The 15,815-nt window shown below is 69.8% G+C and carries 15 protein-coding genes; 11 read left to right on the plus strand and 4 right to left on the minus strand.

Going from position 1 to position 15,815, the window contains the following annotated elements:
- Positions 1-22: 22 nt before the first annotated feature.
- The 3 genes from VKA86_00875 (at position 23) to VKA86_00885 (ending at position 2,107) form a co-directional block, all read left to right on the plus strand.
- Positions 23-1,186 (plus strand): ATP-grasp domain-containing protein, encoded by a 1,164-nt coding sequence (locus tag VKA86_00875; GenBank protein HKK69738.1) that lies wholly within the window; start codon positions 23-25, stop codon positions 1,184-1,186.
- 127 nt (positions 1,187-1,313) lie between these two features.
- Complete coding sequence (locus tag VKA86_00880) at positions 1,314-1,697, plus strand: DUF948 domain-containing protein (protein HKK69739.1); 384 nt, start codon at positions 1,314-1,316, stop codon at positions 1,695-1,697.
- Between the two features lie 38 nt (positions 1,698-1,735).
- On the plus strand, positions 1,736-2,107 hold the full coding sequence (locus VKA86_00885; protein ID HKK69740.1) for a YtxH domain-containing protein: 372 nt from the start codon (positions 1,736-1,738) through the stop codon (positions 2,105-2,107).
- A 100-nt stretch (positions 2,108-2,207) separates the two neighbouring features.
- Here the strand turns inward: VKA86_00885 and VKA86_00890 are convergent, their stop codons facing one another.
- A complete protein-coding gene (locus VKA86_00890) occupies positions 2,208-4,889 on the minus strand; it encodes a T9SS type A sorting domain-containing protein (GenBank protein ID HKK69741.1) in 2,682 nt (893 codons plus the stop codon).
- Between the two features lie 280 nt (positions 4,890-5,169).
- Between VKA86_00890 and VKA86_00895 the strand changes: the two genes are divergently transcribed.
- Entirely contained in the window at positions 5,170-6,324 is a 1,155-nt protein-coding gene (locus VKA86_00895; protein ID HKK69742.1) for a hypothetical protein, read from the plus strand.
- A 216-nt stretch (positions 6,325-6,540) separates the two neighbouring features.
- On the opposite strand, the gene VKA86_00900 is transcribed toward VKA86_00895, so the two are convergent.
- Entirely contained in the window at positions 6,541-8,079 is a 1,539-nt protein-coding gene (locus VKA86_00900; protein HKK69743.1) for a hypothetical protein, read from the minus strand.
- Positions 8,080-8,437: 358 nt separating this feature from the next.
- Here VKA86_00900 and VKA86_00905 point away from each other — a divergent pair, with 358 nt between their 5' ends.
- A complete protein-coding gene (locus VKA86_00905; GenBank protein ID HKK69744.1) occupies positions 8,438-10,231 on the plus strand; it encodes a hypothetical protein in 1,794 nt (597 codons plus the stop codon).
- A gap of 73 nt (positions 10,232-10,304) precedes the next feature.
- A complete protein-coding gene (locus tag VKA86_00910) occupies positions 10,305-10,484 on the plus strand; it encodes a hypothetical protein (protein ID HKK69745.1) in 180 nt (59 codons plus the stop codon).
- A gap of 31 nt (positions 10,485-10,515) precedes the next feature.
- Here VKA86_00910 and VKA86_00915 read toward each other — a convergent pair whose 3' ends face one another.
- Positions 10,516-11,130 (minus strand): TlpA disulfide reductase family protein, encoded by a 615-nt coding sequence (locus tag VKA86_00915; GenBank protein HKK69746.1) that lies wholly within the window; start codon positions 11,128-11,130, stop codon positions 10,516-10,518.
- A gap of 82 nt (positions 11,131-11,212) precedes the next feature.
- On the opposite strand from VKA86_00915, the gene VKA86_00920 reads away from it, so the two are divergent.
- The 4 genes from VKA86_00920 to VKA86_00935 all read left to right on the plus strand — a co-directional run bounded on the left by VKA86_00920 (position 11,213) and on the right by VKA86_00935 (position 14,138).
- Entirely contained in the window at positions 11,213-11,398 is a 186-nt protein-coding gene (locus VKA86_00920) for a redoxin domain-containing protein (protein HKK69747.1), read from the plus strand.
- 63 nt (positions 11,399-11,461) lie between these two features.
- Complete coding sequence (locus VKA86_00925) at positions 11,462-12,013, plus strand: FlgD immunoglobulin-like domain containing protein (protein HKK69748.1); 552 nt, start codon at positions 11,462-11,464, stop codon at positions 12,011-12,013.
- The gene (locus tag VKA86_00930) at positions 12,010-12,522 is read left to right on the plus strand and encodes a TlpA disulfide reductase family protein (protein ID HKK69749.1); all 513 of its coding nucleotides are present in this window, start codon (positions 12,010-12,012) and stop codon (positions 12,520-12,522) included. Before VKA86_00925 ends, VKA86_00930 begins: the two co-directional genes overlap by 4 nt.
- Before the next feature lie 17 nt (positions 12,523-12,539).
- Positions 12,540-14,138, plus strand: a complete 1,599-nt coding sequence (locus VKA86_00935; GenBank protein ID HKK69750.1) for a hypothetical protein — start codon at positions 12,540-12,542, stop codon at positions 14,136-14,138.
- Positions 14,139-14,171: 33 nt separating this feature from the next.
- Here the strand turns inward: VKA86_00935 and VKA86_00940 are convergent, their stop codons facing one another.
- Positions 14,172-14,864, minus strand: a complete 693-nt coding sequence (locus VKA86_00940; protein HKK69751.1) for a hypothetical protein — start codon at positions 14,862-14,864, stop codon at positions 14,172-14,174.
- 138 nt (positions 14,865-15,002) lie between these two features.
- Between VKA86_00940 and VKA86_00945 the strand changes: the two genes are divergently transcribed.
- The coding region (locus VKA86_00945; GenBank protein HKK69752.1) for a glycoside hydrolase family 97 N-terminal domain-containing protein at positions 15,003-15,815 on the plus strand (813 nt) is incomplete at its 3' end.

Consider the following 15,815-nt stretch of genomic DNA (forward strand, 5'->3'; position numbering starts at 1 on the left):
GACTTCCAGCAGGCCGTCTTCCATGTTCATCCTCGACGAACCCTACGTCTCGCCGCAGCTGCGGCGTGCGGCGACCGACCTCGGTGCGCCCGTCCTCGACAATCGCTGTGCTCGGCGCGAACTGGACGGCGTCGGACTGGTGGCCGACGACGCGTTCGCGGAACACTACCTCCGTTCGGACCGGCCCCGTCTGTACACGAACTCCGAGAACTCCCTCGGATGGATCCGTGAACACCTGTCCGGAACCGACCTCCCGGCGCAGGTCGAGGCCCTGAAGGACAAGGTCCGCTTCCGCGAACTCCTGGCCGATCTCGACCCCGACTACCGCTTCGAGCAGGTACGGCTCGAAGCGCTCGACTCCGTCGATCCCACGTGGTTCGGTGGGCCCTTCGTCGCGAAACCGGCGGTGGGCTTCTTCAGCCTGGGCGTGCAGATCGTCGAGGATCCACGCGACTGGCCCGCGGCGGCCGGCCGTCTGCGGGACGCCGGGGAGCGCTTTCGTGGGCTGTACCCCGACGCCGTGCTCGAGCTCGATCGCTTCGTGCTGGAGCAGGTGATCGAAGGCGACGAGTTCGCCGTCGACGCCTACTACGATCGCGACGGCGCGGTCACGATCGTGAACGTGCTCGAGCATCCCTTCGCCCACGGCGCCGATGTCAGCGACCGGGTGTATCGCGTTCGCCCTGCGGTCATCGAACGCACCCACGACCTGTTCGTGGAGCACCTCGGTGAACTGGGCAGACGGGCCGGACTGCGCGACGTGCCGATCCACGTGGAGTTCCGGATCGCCGCCGACGGCACGGTGCGTCCGATCGAGGCGAATCCCATGCGCTTCGGGGGCTGGTGCGCCACCGACATCGCGACGCACGGCTGGGGACTGTGTCCCTACACCACCTTCCTGCGCGACGAACGACCCGATTGGACGCGCCTCTGCGAGGAAGGGCAGGGCTGGACCACGGCCCTCGTGGTGGCCGACCTGCCGGCGGATCTCGATCGCACCCGTGTGACGTCGATCGACTACGAGGCCTTCGCCGCGCGTTTCAGCCGTCCTCTGGAGCTGCGTCGTGTGGAGGACCCGAGGCATCCCGTGTTCGCCTTCCTCTTCGTCCGGGTGCGCGACGACGAACTCGACCAACTCGATGCCGTTCTCCACGCCGATCTGACCGAGTACGTCCGACTGGGCTGATCGCCGTCGGGGATCCCCCCGGACCGCTCTGCACGATCACCCCGTGGGGGCGGGGTCCCGGTGCGTCTAGCGTTCTCGTGGCAAGAGGTGGCGGAGTTCCGCCGCCGCGACGCGTCTGCGAGGAAGCATGACCATCACCGTGACCCTGGGCGAGATCGCCGTCCTCGTGATCGCTGCGGCCCTGGTGTTCGTGGCGATCGCGATCGTGCGGACGGCTTCGCGGTTGCAGACCACGCTGGCCGAGGTCGACGAGACCCTCCGCCGTCTGCGGCCGAGGACCGAGAGGGTCCTGGAGCGGACCGAGGACGAGCTGGCCCGTCTTTCGATCGTGTCGCAACGCCTGGGCAGCATCAGCCAGCACGTCGACGAGGTCACCGGCAACGCGGCCGAAACGGTGAATCCTCTGATCGACGACGTCGACCGGCTGCGGCGTTCGACCGATCACGTTCTGGCCGCCGTGAAGGGTGCCCAGGCCACGATCCATGCCTTGCGAAGGGACCGTTCGGAATGAGTGCCTCCGACCCGAATCCCCGACCAGAGAGGACCGCCATGAGCAAGGAGAACACCGCGCTCGCCTTCGTCGCCGGAGCCCTGGCCGGAGGCATCACCGCGCTCCTGTTGGCCCCGCAGAGCGGCCGGGAGACACGAGCAGTCGTGCAGGACACGGCCCGGGACTCGGTGGAGCAGGGACGCGAGAAGGTCGAGCACGCCGCGAACACCGCAGCGGAGCGGACCCGCGAGGCCGCCGAGTCGGTGGCCGATCGGACACGCCATGCGAGCGAGACCGTGGCCGAGACCGCCTCGCACGCCACCGACACCGCCCAGGACCGTGTGGAAGCCACGCGCGAGGCCTTCGAGGCCGGTCGCGAGGCCTACGCCGAGGAACTGCGGCGCCGGCAGGAACAGGAAGCGAAGGCCTGATCGCAGTGACGCGGACGGGGCGATGTCAGGGGTGCCCGTCGGGCATGCCGATCCGGGCACCCATCGACAGGGGTGACATCGTCTCCGTCCGCGTCCATTCCTACTTCGCCAGGATCACGCGCTGGACCTCGATCGATCCCAGCGCCGCCAGCCGGACCAGATAGACTCCACTGGCCAGAGCGCCGCCGTCGAACACCGCTCGGTGCGAGCCTTCGGCGAAGCGTCCTGCGCGCAACGTCACGACGTGGCGTCCCCGCAGATCGAACACCGCCAGATCCACGTGCGCGGCCCGTGCGAGGTCGAAACGGACTTCCGTCCTCGGATTGAACGGGTTCGGACGCGCCGTGTGCAGGGTCACCGGACCGCGGGGCGCGGCGGGAGCATCGACCGTCGTTCGTCGCACCTCGTGGAACTCTTCGAGCGTGACCGTGTCGTCGCCGTCGCCAGCCGGCGCCTGGCCGACGAGCGAGGCGCCATCGTCACTTCCGTAGCGCAACGCAGCCACGTGGAAGGCGGTGGGGACCGTCCCTCCGAACTCTGCGGCCAGATCGATCCGTGCCTCGAGCACCGACCCGCTGGTCACGTCGGCGTCCCCCTCGGCGTCGAACCATCCGCACCAGCCGTTGCTCGCCTCCGCCCCGGCGAAGGCACTCCACCGGGGCACGGTGCCGGACTTGGCCCAGGGGGCGGCGATCGACGGCGCCGCGTCGGCACTCACCATCAGGAAGACGTCGTCGCCGCTGCCGGCCGCCGGCGTCGTCGCCAGGTAGAGCCAGTCGCCCTCGACACGCAGGTACAGGGTCTCGGTGCCGTCGACGGGGGTCGTGCGCGCGTCGAGCGTTCCGTCCATCGTGAACGGTGCTCCGGGGTCGGTGTCCCCGCTGCCGCCCCCGCCCACGGCCACGTGGTCGATCGGGCTGTCGGTCACGTTGCCGTGGGTGTCGACGGCGCGCACGGTGAGGTCGTAGAGCGTGTTCGGCGAGGCTTCCACGGTCGCGCGGTAGCGCGTGGCCCGCACGGTGGGCAGGGGATCGGTCGTCGCCGTCGGCATGGGATCGACGCTCATCGGGATCTCCTGCCACGCGCCCACGTCCGGTCCGCCGGCGTAGGTGGCGTTGTCCGGCGCATCGATCGGCAGCGTGCCGTCGAGGTCCTCGCGCACGCGCAGGATCACGCTCTGCACGTCGGCGTGGTCGTCGACCAGGGTCCAGACCTCGAAGTCGGTGGGTTGGACGACGCCCCACTCCGTCGCCCCTGGGTTGTAGGGCTCGCGCTGCGGCGCGAACACGGTCGGACCGACGCTGTCGTCGGTGCCGTCGAGGAGTGCGCCGAGTTCCTGCAGGGCGAGGTTCGCGGCGCGCGTGGGCTGCGAATCCCACACGCCGTCCAGGCTGAAGTCCCAGTACCAGTAGTCGCTGGCCTGGCCGTTCAGCAGGAAGTCCTGCGCGGCGAGCGACCGCGGATCGGTCGGCGCGACGTCGAGCGCCTGCCGCACGCGGTTGGTCGCCGCGGTGAGTACCGCCCAGCTGTTGCGGTCGGGGGACTCGCCGTCGGCGTTCGGATCGCCGAGCCACTTCGCGAACTCGGGATCGCCGTTGTCGGCGCCGCTCCAGCTTCCCGGCTCGACGTGGATCAGGTCGTCGGCCGCGGGCGGGAAGCGATCGAGGTAGTCCTGGATCGTGGTCGCCTCGAAGCGATCGGGATTGGCCAGCAACCACTGCACGAAGGCGTCGAAGTTCGCGTGGTAGTAGCTGTCGCTGCCGCCGCCGTGGTTGTCGCCGTCGTGGTGCAGCACCACGAGGATCGGATGCGCGGAATCCGTGTTGAAGGGCTCGAGCTGCGACATCACCGCCTCGTAGTCGAGCGCGCCGAAGCCGCCGCGGCCGTCCTCGTTGCCCAGGTAGCGCGAGGTGGGCACCGCGACGATGCGCTTCACGTCGCCCGTGACCGGGTCGATGGTCTGCATCCAGTGCGGCTGGTGCCCCCAACGCGCCGACACCGGCGTCGGCGCCCACAGACCGCTCAACGACACCCAGTCGCCCGGATCCGGATTGCGCACCTCGGCCGCGTTCGGCTCGACGAGGTTGCCGCCGGAGTTCCAGGGATAACCCTCCGCGGCGCGGTCGAAGTGCACGTTGTCCACGAGCACCCACTCGAGACCGGCGTCCACGAGTGCGCCGATCATGCGCGGGTGGACGGCGTTCTCCGGCGGGAAGATCCCGCGCGAGGCCGGAGCGCCGATCCGGTCGGCGAGGATCTGCCGGTGCCGGGCGATCTGCGCGCCCACGTCCTCGGGCGCGATCAAGGGCATGAGCGGGTGGTGCTCGCCGAAGGCCACCATGTCGATCCGCGGATTGCCGAGCGCGGTGTTCGCTGTCGACCACTGCGTCCACGACGAGGTCCACGTGGCGAACTGTCCGTAGCCCGCCGCGGCCAGGGCGTCGAGGTTGCGCACCAGCGATCCCGAGAAACTGACCTGCGCACCCAGGTGCGGCAGACCGGCGGCCACCCCGCTCGCCACCGCGTCACCGGGCCAGGTGGTGTAGGGCCCCGTCCGCGTGAGGTGGACGTCGATCACCGAGAAGGGATAGCGCGCGTTCGCGTCGGTCTCGACCACCGTCTCACCCGGTTGGTAGATCGGCTGGTGCATGTGCCACAGGAAGGCGATGTGGATCTTCGGCGGATCCTCGGCGGTGGCCGCAGTGGGCGCGAGCAGGGCCGCGACGAGCAGCAGGGAGCACGCGGTACGCGCGGTCGGCAACGGGATCGAAGGCAGACGCATCGGAACCCTCGGGTGCGGGTGCGGGTGCGGGAGCGGGAGCGGTCTCCGTCATGATAGCCCGAGGACCGCTGCTCCTGGGTGAGTGCTTCACAGGTTCGGAACGGTTCTGGTGTTCACCGACGGCGGCGCCGTGGCGCGCGTGCGATGCACGTCGGGACGAACGGCAGCTTCCAGTGATTGCCGGGTGTTTCCGTCGACCCGGAACCCCGGAGGTCGTCTGCTCGGTGCACGGGAGATCCGACGCGCCGCGTCGGGACCACCACGCACGAGGAGGGCCGCCTTGATCCGCATGCTCCATCTCATCGCGATCGTCGTCTGCACGCCGGCGGTCGCGGCCGACGTCACGCCCGATGCCACGCCCGAAGGCGTCGAACCCTTCGACGTGCGCTTCCGCGATCGCTTCGGCAACGACGGGCTGGACTTCCTCCAGACCCGTGGCGGCGCCCTCGGGCTCGACGACGCCGAGATCCAGCTCCTCGCCGAAGCGGCCGCGCAGGGAGCGACGGGCCTGCGCATGGGCAATTCGCCGGACGAGGTCCGGGTGTACCGCGACTTCGATCCCCGGCTGCGCGAGGAGAACGTGAGCGTGTACGTCCGCTACGCGGGTCGGAACCAGGCGCGCGCCTTCCTCGAGCTGGCCTACGAGGACGACACCCGCGCGCCGTTCCGGTTCGGCGTGGACGAGGACGGGACCATGGTGCTCTCGTCGCCGGACCTCGACCGCGACGGTCCCCCGAACGTGCGCTTCGAACCCGGGTGGTACGACCTCACCGTCCACCGTCAGGGCTACCAGGTCGAGATCTACGTCGGCGAGAGGAGGCTGGCGCGGTGGCTCGACCGCGAGCCGTGGAAGCGCGTGTCGCTCGTGCGCACGGGAGCGGCCGATCGCTACGCCTGGTTCGACGACCTGCGGGTCTACACGGGGCCGCCGTGGTTCGAGGAGAACGAGCGCATCGTGGCCTCGCGTGGGGAGCGACGGATGATGGTCGGGCTCCGGGGCGTGTCGAGCTGGGACGACGCCGGCGGGCCCGAACGCCAGGAGGTGCGCAGTTTCGAACTCGAGTGGTCCGGAAACGTGTCGCCGTCGACCCGGATGGGGGTGCAGCTGGGGCGCCGCGAGATCCTGGCGTCGTCGGACGTCCTGCTGGTCGGCGGGATGTTCGAGCAGAAGGTCGTCAGCACCGATCTCTTCATCCGCGGCGAGCTCGGATTCGCCCAGAGCGGAGACGACGACGAGCCCATGGCCTGGTTCGGCGCGGCCCTGGGCTACGAGTGGCGGGTGCTGCCGCGGTTGAGCGTGGTGCCCTCGGTCGGACTGCGTCGCATGCTGCACTCGCTGGCGACGATCGACATGGTCCCGGTGGCCCTCACCGTTCGGTACCAGTTCCTGGGACCCGTGGCCGGGTCCGACCCACCGGCGCCCGACTCCCGATGATCGGGTCGGAGCCGGGGAGGTCGGCACTCGACCAGGCTCCCGAACGGCGAGCGCGTCCCGTCCCCGGCTCCGGGACGCGAACAGAGTCGCCGATCCGGTGGCCGGTCGGGAAGGGTCAGCGGTGGCAAGGGGTGGCAAGCAGCGCGTTCGCAGCCGTTTCAGGAGGTTTCCGGTGGCCGGCGCGAGGCCGGCGAGGGCGTGGATTCCGGAGTGGGATCAGTCCTCGTCGTCGGTCTCCGGCCACGCGCCGAGGATCTCGATGTCGTCGAAGAGCACCGAATCGGGGGGAGGCGTGAGCCCCAGCTTCCTCCATTCCCGGCGCTCCCCGTCACCGAACACCACGCCGGCCTCGGGCACGGGTCGGAGATCGCGACCCAGCGGCATCTGGTAGGCATTGACCACGCGGCGGTCGACCGACGCGATGACCTTCAGCGTGAGGACGCCTCGCGCGGGGTCCCAATCGGTCTCGTGGAAAGGCCCGACGTGGAGCCGGGGCGCATCGAGGGCCCCGCGGAAGGCGGGCACGTCGGGCAGCAGGACGCGTGCGGCGGCACCTTCTCCCGCACCGTTCCATTGCACCGTCGACGCGGCGCCCTGCACGTCGGTGGGGTCGAGGACCACCAGCACCGGCCGGTTGAGGGCGTTGTCCGGGCCCCCCAGGAGCAGTTCCGGACCCCCATCGGCGTCCAGGTCGAGCACCCGGCCGTACTCCAGGCGCCCGGGATGGACGTAGCGGCCGACCTCGACGCCGTCGGCGAGCCGCAGGATCGTGGTCACGCAGGGGCTGTTCGCCTGGAAGTGGTTGAGCGCGATGCGGTCGCCGAGGTTGGAGGCCCACGAGCCGTAGTAGAGGTGGCCGGGCCAGAAGGCGAAGGCATGCACGCTGTCGGGGAGCGTGGCGTGGGTCCGGACCTCTTCGGGGTCGATCTCGAGCCGGTATCGCCACCGCTCGGTCCGGTCGACCGGATCCCAGAGCGCGGTGAAGGGCGGATCGCGGTCCGAGGGCCGCGTGGTCAGGACGAGAGCGAATCGGTCGTCCCCGTCCGGGACCACCATCACGCGTACGAGCCGTGCTTCCGGGTACGGCAGCTCGACCGGCGGGAAGGGCGGGGGCAGGACGTGCGCGCCGTCGTCGAGATCGATCATCCGTCCCACGTGGTGCGGCGCGAGCTCATCGGCCGGCGACGGCGGCGGTGGCCAGAGGATCAGCATCACCACCAGGGACACGGTGACCAGCGCGGCGCCCACCAGCAGGCGTTGCCGGGCCCGGTGCCCGGGCGCGGGACGCTGGTCCGGCACCGCATCGGCTGCCTCCGGCGCCCCGTCGGCCGCCCACTCCAGGATCGCCCGCAGGCCCTCTCGCTGCCGCGTGCGCAGCGTGCGCGCCGACACGGGGTGGCCCGCCTCCATGCGCTCGGCCGTGATCGCGTCCCAGGAATGCCCCTCGATCAGGTGGATCCGGACCACTTCGAGTCCCGACAACACCTCGTCGGTGGACGGATGGGCGGGCGCGAGCTCGGCGTGGGCGCGCTCGAGCAGCGAGCGAACGCGGGTTCCGGCCAGGGTGGGCGACGGATCGCCGGCCACGGCCGCCGCGATCGGGGGGAAGGCGCTCCAGTCCTGCGCCAGCGCGGCGTCCAGCCGCCGCCGGGTCGGACGGTGGACGAGCTCGCACAAGTGCCGGAAGGCCTCGAGCGTGGTGTCGTCGATGCGCACGGAGGTGTCGGACACGAGCGTCGGTTGGGAGCCGGGCACGGGTCGATTCGTCGATGGTCGAACTTCGAGAGTCGATCCTAGCAGCCGAGGGTGGGTTGCACACGCCGGAATGCGACGTTCCGGAACGGTTCGGGATTCGGCGAACTGCACCTTCCGGGAACTTTCGAGGGACTCGCGCGTCCCAACACCAGTACCCTCCAACCGCTTCCGTGGCGGAAGTCCAACGACTACGCCGTGGAGGCCGCCGGGCGCCGCACCCCTGGCACGATTCTCGCGGCCGTTCCGGCAGATCACGAAAGCGTCCGATTTCGTGAATGCGGTGGCCCGGGGCTTCCCCTACGCTGCTGTTTCTCCGTTCACGGCCGCTCCTGCTCCCTCCCCGACGATCGAGACGTCCATGAGTCTCTCGCTCCGCCGACCGGTCCACCGCTTCCACATTCCCGTCATGGGGACCGGATTCACCATCGCCACACCGCTGCGTGTGGCGAAGTACGGGATCGGGTCGGTGGTGTCGATCGTCGACGACATGCTGATCGAGCAGACGCGCGAACGGGTCTCGCGGGGCCTCGGGCGTGCCTTCCACGCGATCGGGCGCCACGAGGAGGACTCGCGGGCGCGCCGGATCACGGCCTACCTCGATCTGCTCGAGGACACGGTCCACGATCAGGTCGAATCGCTGCGCCAGGCCGCCTTCGACGCGGGAAGCGAGATCACGCGCTACTTCGAGATGCTGCCCCCGTCGCCGCTTCGTGACCTGTACGAGCGCATGCGCTGGATGGCCGACGGACCGGACAAGCGCGCCGCGCAGGAGGCCCTGCGCGCGGAGGTCGAGCCGGGCCCGATCGACGTGAACATCATGACCAAGATCGATCGCGACCCCGTGACGGGCCGGATCGGCAGCGGTACGCCGGGATCGCAGGCCATGGCGGCACTGCGGGGTTTCGCGCTCAGCCGCGCCACGGGCTCGGTCGTCCTGTCGGCAGGTCTCAATCTGCGGCTCTTCACCTACCTGTCCGAATTCGAGGACTTCTTCCCCGACGCCGCCGGACGGCTGCGCAAGGGGATCGTGCTGAAGGTGCAGGACCTGCGCTCGGCGGCGATCCAGGGCAAGGTCCTGGCGAAGCGCGGGCTCTGGGTCTCGGAGTTCCGCGTCGAAAGTGGCCTGAACTGCGGTGGACATGCCTTCGGCGACCGCGGGCGGGTGCTCGGACCGATCCTCGAAGAGTTCCGTCGTGGCCGCGAGGCCTTGGCCGATCAGCTCCACGAACTCACCAACCGGGCACTGCGTGCGGCGGATCGGCCCGAGTTCGTCGAGAGGCCGCCGGTTCGTGTCACCGTGCAGGGCGGCATCGGCACGGCCGAAGAGAACGACATGCTGCACCGGGTGTACGGTGTCGACGGCACGGGCTGGGGTAGTCCCTTCCTGCTCGTTCCGGAGGTCGTGAGCATCGATCCCGAGCACGTGGCCAGGTTGATCGTGTCCGAAGAGGACGACGTCGAACTGAGCCGCAGCTCACCGCTGGGCGTGCCCTTCTGGAGCCTGCGCAGCTCGGCGAGCGAGATCGAACGGCAGTCGAACGTCGATGGCGGCCGCCCCGGCTACACCTGCACCAAGGGCTACCTGATCTCGAACACCGACTACGCGAAGAAGGGTCTCTGCACGGCCAGCCATGCCTTCCAGAAGCGCAAGCTCGACGAGATCGACGCCTCCGGCCTCGACGCGGCGGCCCGGGCCGATGCCCGTGACGCCGTCACCGCGAAGGCCTGCCTGTGCCGCAACCTGGGTGGCGGGGCCGAGCCGCTCGACGAGAAGGGCGGCACCGTGAGCACCGCGATTTGCTGTGGGCCGAACACGCCGTACTTTTCCATGGTCGCGACCCTGAAGGAGATGGTCGACCACATCCACGGGCGTATCCATCTGCCGCTCGCCGACCACCGGCCCCACATGTTCGTCAAGGAAGTGGGACTGCACGTCGGACAGCTCGAGCAGCAGATCGACCGCGCCTGCGAAGGTCTCACGCGCATCTGCCCCGACACCTTCGCCCAGACCCGTCGGAATCTCCTGGAGGCCGTCGAGCACTACCGCGAGACGGCTCAGCACATCGCCGGCGACGGGGTCGAGGGCTTCCTCGACCAGTTGGAACAGTTGCAGGACCGGATCCACGGCCTGCGCGCGCCGGTCGCCGTCTGACGCGCGACGCACCGCGAACCGAAGCGCCGGACCGATCCGGGTCCCGGTGCGAACTCCCCGTTCGAGGACGAGCATGGCCCGCAGAAGCAATTACGGATTCGAGAAGCGCCAGAAGGAAAAACTGAAGCGCGAGAAGAAGCAGAAGAAGCTCGAGCGGAAGCTCGAGAAGAAGGAATCCGAGGCCAACGGCGAGGCCGGCGAAGATCCTTCGATCGCCCCGATCGATCCCGCCGACCTGGGCCTGGACGACTGACCTCCGCGCCGCGTGGCGGCCGGTGCCCCCGTCAGCGGGTCTCGGTGCGTCGGCGCTCGGCTTCGAGCAGCCACACCAGGACCTGCTCCCACTGCCCCGACCCCTCGACACGCCCCACGATCCGATGCTCGTGGTCGAGCACGATCTTCGTGGGAAAGGTGTCGATCAGCAGGTCCACGCTGGCCTTCCACGCGCCTTCACCGCCCAGCACGGGCTCGTCGATCCCGTAGGTGTTCGCCCAGTCCACCTGCCGGGGCCGCGAGCGCGCGTCCTCGAGCACTTCGACGAACCACAATGGCGCGTCGAGCGACGCGCTCAGGAAATCCCGGACCTCTTCGAAGTTGGCCGCGTCCTCCCGGCAGGGAGCGCACCACGTCGCGCCGACGTTCAGCACGACCGGCGTGCCCCGGAACTGCCGCAGGCTGACCTCGTCGCCGAACTGGTCGACGCCGCGCACCGGAGGCGCGAAGGAGCCGGGCAGGGCGCTCGTCTCGCGATCCTCGGCCGGTCCGTCGCAGGGTGGCCAGGAGTTCTCGGGACAGACGGAGTCGTCCGTCGTGGGCCCGGACGGGCCAGGGTCGGCGGTGCCGCCGCCGTCGCAGGCGCCGAACAGGAGCACGCAGAGCAGGAACAGTCGTGTGGGCATGGCCGGGAACGGGGGATTCGTGTCACGATCGACAATATCGTAATGTAGCACAACGTCCGACCCCCCGGTGGAGGCTCCGACCGTGGTCCGTCCCGTCCTGCTCGCTCTGCTCCTGGCGACGGGCCTCGCCGCCCCGCCCGCCGCGGCTCAGCTCGCCGTGGGCGACTCGGCCCCCGACTTCACGCTCTTCGACACCGACGGTGTCCAACGCAGCCTGAGCGACTACGGCGACAGCGTCGTCGTGCTGTTCTTCGTCGGCTGGGGCTGAGGCTTCTGCCTTTCTGCTGGCCCCGGGACGGAGGCCCTCAGCCAGTCCTTCTCCGCCGAACCCGTGCAGTTCCTCGCCCTGGACTGCTGGAACGGCACCAAGTCGCAGGCCGAGAGCTTCGTCGCGAACACGGGGATCACCTACCCCCTGCTGCGCGACGCAGGCGGCGTGACCAACGACTACGCCGGGGGTTACGACTACGTCTACGTGGTCGGCGGCGACGGGCGCGTCACCCACCGCAACCTGAGCGGCTGGAACACGAGCGAGGTGCAGACCGCGATCGAGTCCGCGCTCGACGAGCTGATCGCCACGTCGGCACCGCCCGCTCGCGAGGCCGTGCAGCTCCGCGGGCCGTGGCCGAATCCCTTCAATCCACGCACGGAGTTGCGGATCGAGATTCCGGGTGGGGGTGACGTCGTGTCGTTGTTCGTGCACGATGCCCGCGGCCGGCGCGTCCGCACGGTGCTCGACGGCATGGTGACCGACGAGGCCGCGCTCTCGGTCGTGTGGGACGGCGCCGACGACGACGGCGCCTCGGTACCGAGCGGCGTGTACCACTTCCGCCTGGTCACCGGCGCGGGTACCGACGTGCGCAAGGGAGTGTTGATCCGATGAGAGCCTTCGTGCTCGCGCTGATGCTGACCGTGGCGCCCTCCGCTGCGGCCGCCGAACTGGGCGAGGCCCACGACTTCCGCCTGCGGACGGTCGAGGGCTCCATCATGACCCTCGACGACGCCCTCGCCGAGGGGCCGATCATCCTCGACTTCTGGGCCACGTGGTGTGCGCCGTGCAGGATCGCCCTGCCGCGCTGGGTGGAGTTGGCCGATCGCTACGCCGAGCACGGCGTGCGCCTGATCACCGTGAGCCAGGACGACCCGCGCAGTCAGCCGAAGATCCTTCCCTACCTGCGCAGCCAGGGCTTCGAGTTCCCCGTGCTGCTCGACGGCGACAAGCAGGTCGGGCGTCGCTACCGCGTCACGAGCCTGCCCACGACCTTCCTGATCGCGTCCGACGGAACGATCGTCACCCACCACGTGGGCTACCGCGAGGGCGACGAACGCGAGGTCGAGGCCGACCTCCGCGAGCTGCTGGACCTGGATCCACTCGAGGAGGAATCGCGCTGAAGACCGCGTGGATCGCGTTGATCGTGCTGGTCATGGCCGTTCCGGTCCGGGCCGACGAACTGCGCGTGGAGATGAGCAACCTGCTCGAACTGCAGATCGGCCGCGACTTCGCGAACGAGGACGAGGACCGGCGTCGTTTCTTCGGCCAGTTCCTGCTCGACGTCTATCCGACACGGGATCTTCGCCTTGGGCTGCGGGTGGAGCGCTTCGCCGACTCGCCGCCACCGGAGCTGTTCGGCAACCCCGTGGCCGAGTACGAGTACGATCGCCTGGCGCAGCGCTTCGTCGAGTGGTCGAGTCGTCACGCGCGCTTCCGCGTGGGCAACGGTTACGCGATCCTCGGTCACGGCCTGCTGTTCCGGGCCTTCGAACTGCCCGGCGTGGTCCGACAGACGCAATTCCCGATCGTGTCGTACGCCGAGAGCCGCGATCTCGACGGCGTGACGCTCGACGCGTGGTACGGCCCGCTCGAGCTCACACTGCTGCACGGAACACCGGTGATCGCTCCCGACGTCGCCCCCGAACAGCCGAACCAGGTGCGGCGCGCAGGGAGCGTCACCGGCGGCCGCGCGATGCTCGAGGTGGTCGAGGGCCTGCGCGTGGGCGGTTCGGTGCTGCACGCCGACGGTCTCGAGGCCGGACTCGCCACCTCGCGCGCCGAGGAGTTCGGCGCCGTCGAGGTCGACGTCGACCTGCTCCGCTTCGTTCCCGGCGGCGACGACCTGCCCTTCTTCCTGCGCACGGTCGTGGAGTACGCCGGGCGTTCGTGGCAGCCCTTCGACGGCGGTCTGCGCACGGCCACCGGGGTGCCGCACGCGCTGTACTCGAACACCCAGATCGGCTGGGACACCGGCGCGCTCGGGATCGAGACCAAGGACTACCACCAGTTCCGGCTCGGCGTGAACGACCCTCCCACGCTGGTGCCCGAGTTCACGCACCGCCTCCTGAACCGCACCACGCACGTTCTCGATCCCCTCGACGAGAAGGGGCACCAGATCACCCTGGGCCAGCGGCTGCCCGACTGGATCGGTCGCGGGTCGATCGAGGCGGTGTACGCGCAGTCGGAGGGACGTCTCGAGGTCCTCGGGGAATACCGCGACCCGCGCGAGTACGAGCAGTTCTTCGTGGCGCTCGAGAGTGATCCCAGCCGATCGGTGCGTGTCCGGGTGTACTTCAGCGATGGCCACGACGAGTTCGAGGGACTCGAGGAGATCCGGACCGTGGGGTTGCTGGCCTCGTCCCGTCGCCTGCCCCACGACCTGGCCGTGGAGCTCGACGTGGGCCACCAGGTCCGCGAGCGGCGCGGGGTGGGGGAAGTGGTCCGCAGCGACGACATCGCGGTGGTGGCATCGGTGTCGCGGGCCTCGCTGGGTACGGTGGGGCTCCTCTGGGAACGCACCGACGATCCTCTGTTCCTCGACGATCCTTCGCTGGCCGAGGACGAGAGCAGGGCGCGGGACTTCGTCGGAGGCACGCTGTCGTGGCGCGTTGACCAGAACCACGACGTGCTGGCCTTCTACGGCGAACGCCGCGGCGGCGTGGCCTGCACGTCGGGGACCTGCTACTTCGTGCCGGACTTCGAGGGGCTGGAGCTGCGGGTGTTGAGCCGGTTCTAGGTAAGACTCGGTTCCTGCGGTCGACCGCGGCCTTCACGGCCCGACGGTCACGGCCTCCTCACCCACCTCGACCGTCGCCCGCCGCCCCCCGAAACCGTCCGGCTCGGTCCCCGGCCCCGTGCCGGCGTCGATCCACGTGTCGCCGTCGACCACGAACTGGTAGGCGTAGGTACCCGGGGTGAGCTCGATCGTGATCTCCCACACCCCGTTGCCGTCGACGTCGTCGAGCACGTGCGTCGCGGCGTCCCAGTCGTCGAACTCACCGGCGAGCGACACCGCGTTGACCGGGCCGGCCGGATCGAAGCGGAAGGTCACCGGCGTGCCCTGCGGCCCGGTGTCGATCGCGACCACTCCCGGGCCTCCCTCGCGGGAGCCGTAGCCCACCACCATGGGCTCGTCCTCGACGACTACGACCGAGTTCTGCCCACCGAAACCGTCGTCGGCGAACTCGAGGGCCCACTCGTCGGTGATCCATTCCGAGCCGTCGACCACGTACTTGTACTGGTGGCGACCGGGCGGCAGGTCGACCGTGACCTCCCAGACGCCGTCCACGTTCTCCATGGGGGTCGCCCCGGTGTCCCACTGGTTGAAGCTCCCGGCCAGGTTGACCGAGTTCGCGGGGGTCGGCGACCGGTAGCGGAAGGTCACCGCGGTGGCGTAGGCGGCGGTCGCGGTCAGCGCCGTCACGAGCAGGACGAGCACGGGCATGCGGATGTTCAAGGTCATGACCTCCGGCCTGGGTTCCGACCCGACAGCATAGACCAGCGCCGCCCGGACGTCGCGGATGCGATTCGTTGCCGGGGCCGGGGCGCTCTGCTACCGTCGCTCGGTTCCTGCTGCACGCCGAATCCGGGAGGCCCAGGCATGATCCCGACGAGCCCTCGATCGCTGATCGTCGTTCTCGCCATTCTCGCGGCCACCGCGGCCCACGCCCAGGCCCAGTTGTGGGAGGTCCGTTCGCCCGACGGGCGGATCGGGTTCCGGGTGACGCTCGACGAGCAGGGGCGCCTGTTCCACCACGTCGATCACGACGGGCGTCCTGTGATCGAACGGTCCGCCCTGGGCTTCGTCCTGAAGGACGCGCCGTCCATGGACCGCGACTTCGAACTCGTCGAACAGACCACGCGTGAGGCCACCGAGGAGTACGAGCTGCCCTGGGGTGAGGTCCGCGCGGTCTCCGACGCCTACCGCGAGATGGAGCTGGAGTTCACCCAGGGTGGGCGCACGATCGTTCTCACCGCACGCGTGTTCGACGACGGGGTCGGCTTCCGCTTCACATGGCCCGAGCAGGACACCCTCGGTGACTTCGTGATCATGGACGAGCTCACCGAGTTCGATTTCGCGGGTGATCCCATCGCCTGGTGGATTCCGGCGTACGCGGGCAATCGCTACGAGCACCTGTACCGGCGTCACCGCACGAGCGCGCTGGCGGCCATGCCGTCGGTGCGCGCGGTGCACACGCCGCTGACCCTCGAGGCGGACCGCGGCCTGACCGTCGCCCTGCACGAGGCGGCGCTGACGGACTACGCCTCGATGACGCTGGTGGCCGAACCGGGCGCCGTGTTCGCCTGCGACCTCGTGCCCTGGTCGGACGGCACCAAGGTGCGGGCCCGTGCGCCCTTCCGGACACCATGGCGTACGGTGCAGATCGGGACACGCCCGGACGAGCTGCTCGAG

Source organism: Candidatus Krumholzibacteriia bacterium, from assembly GCA_035268685.1.
Classification (GTDB): domain Bacteria; phylum Krumholzibacteriota; class Krumholzibacteriia; order JAJRXK01; family JAJRXK01; genus JAJRXK01.

Coding starts and splice junctions, on each gene's coding strand:
- VKA86_00875 (HKK69738.1), top strand. CDS start 23: ATGTTCATCCTCGACGAACCCTACGTCTCGCCGCAGCTGCGGCGTGCG.
- VKA86_00880 (HKK69739.1), top strand. CDS start 1,314: ATGACCATCACCGTGACCCTGGGCGAGATCGCCGTCCTCGTGATCGCT.
- VKA86_00885 (HKK69740.1), top strand. CDS start 1,736: ATGAGCAAGGAGAACACCGCGCTCGCCTTCGTCGCCGGAGCCCTGGCC.
- VKA86_00890 (HKK69741.1), bottom strand. CDS start 4,889: ATGCGTCTGCCTTCGATCCCGTTGCCGACCGCGCGTACCGCGTGCTCC.
- VKA86_00905 (HKK69744.1), top strand. CDS start 8,438: ATGAGTCTCTCGCTCCGCCGACCGGTCCACCGCTTCCACATTCCCGTC.
- VKA86_00910 (HKK69745.1), top strand. CDS start 10,305: ATGGCCCGCAGAAGCAATTACGGATTCGAGAAGCGCCAGAAGGAAAAA.
- VKA86_00915 (HKK69746.1), bottom strand. CDS start 11,130: ATGCCCACACGACTGTTCCTGCTCTGCGTGCTCCTGTTCGGCGCCTGC.
- VKA86_00930 (HKK69749.1), top strand. CDS start 12,010: ATGAGAGCCTTCGTGCTCGCGCTGATGCTGACCGTGGCGCCCTCCGCT.
- VKA86_00940 (HKK69751.1), bottom strand. CDS start 14,864: ATGACCTTGAACATCCGCATGCCCGTGCTCGTCCTGCTCGTGACGGCG.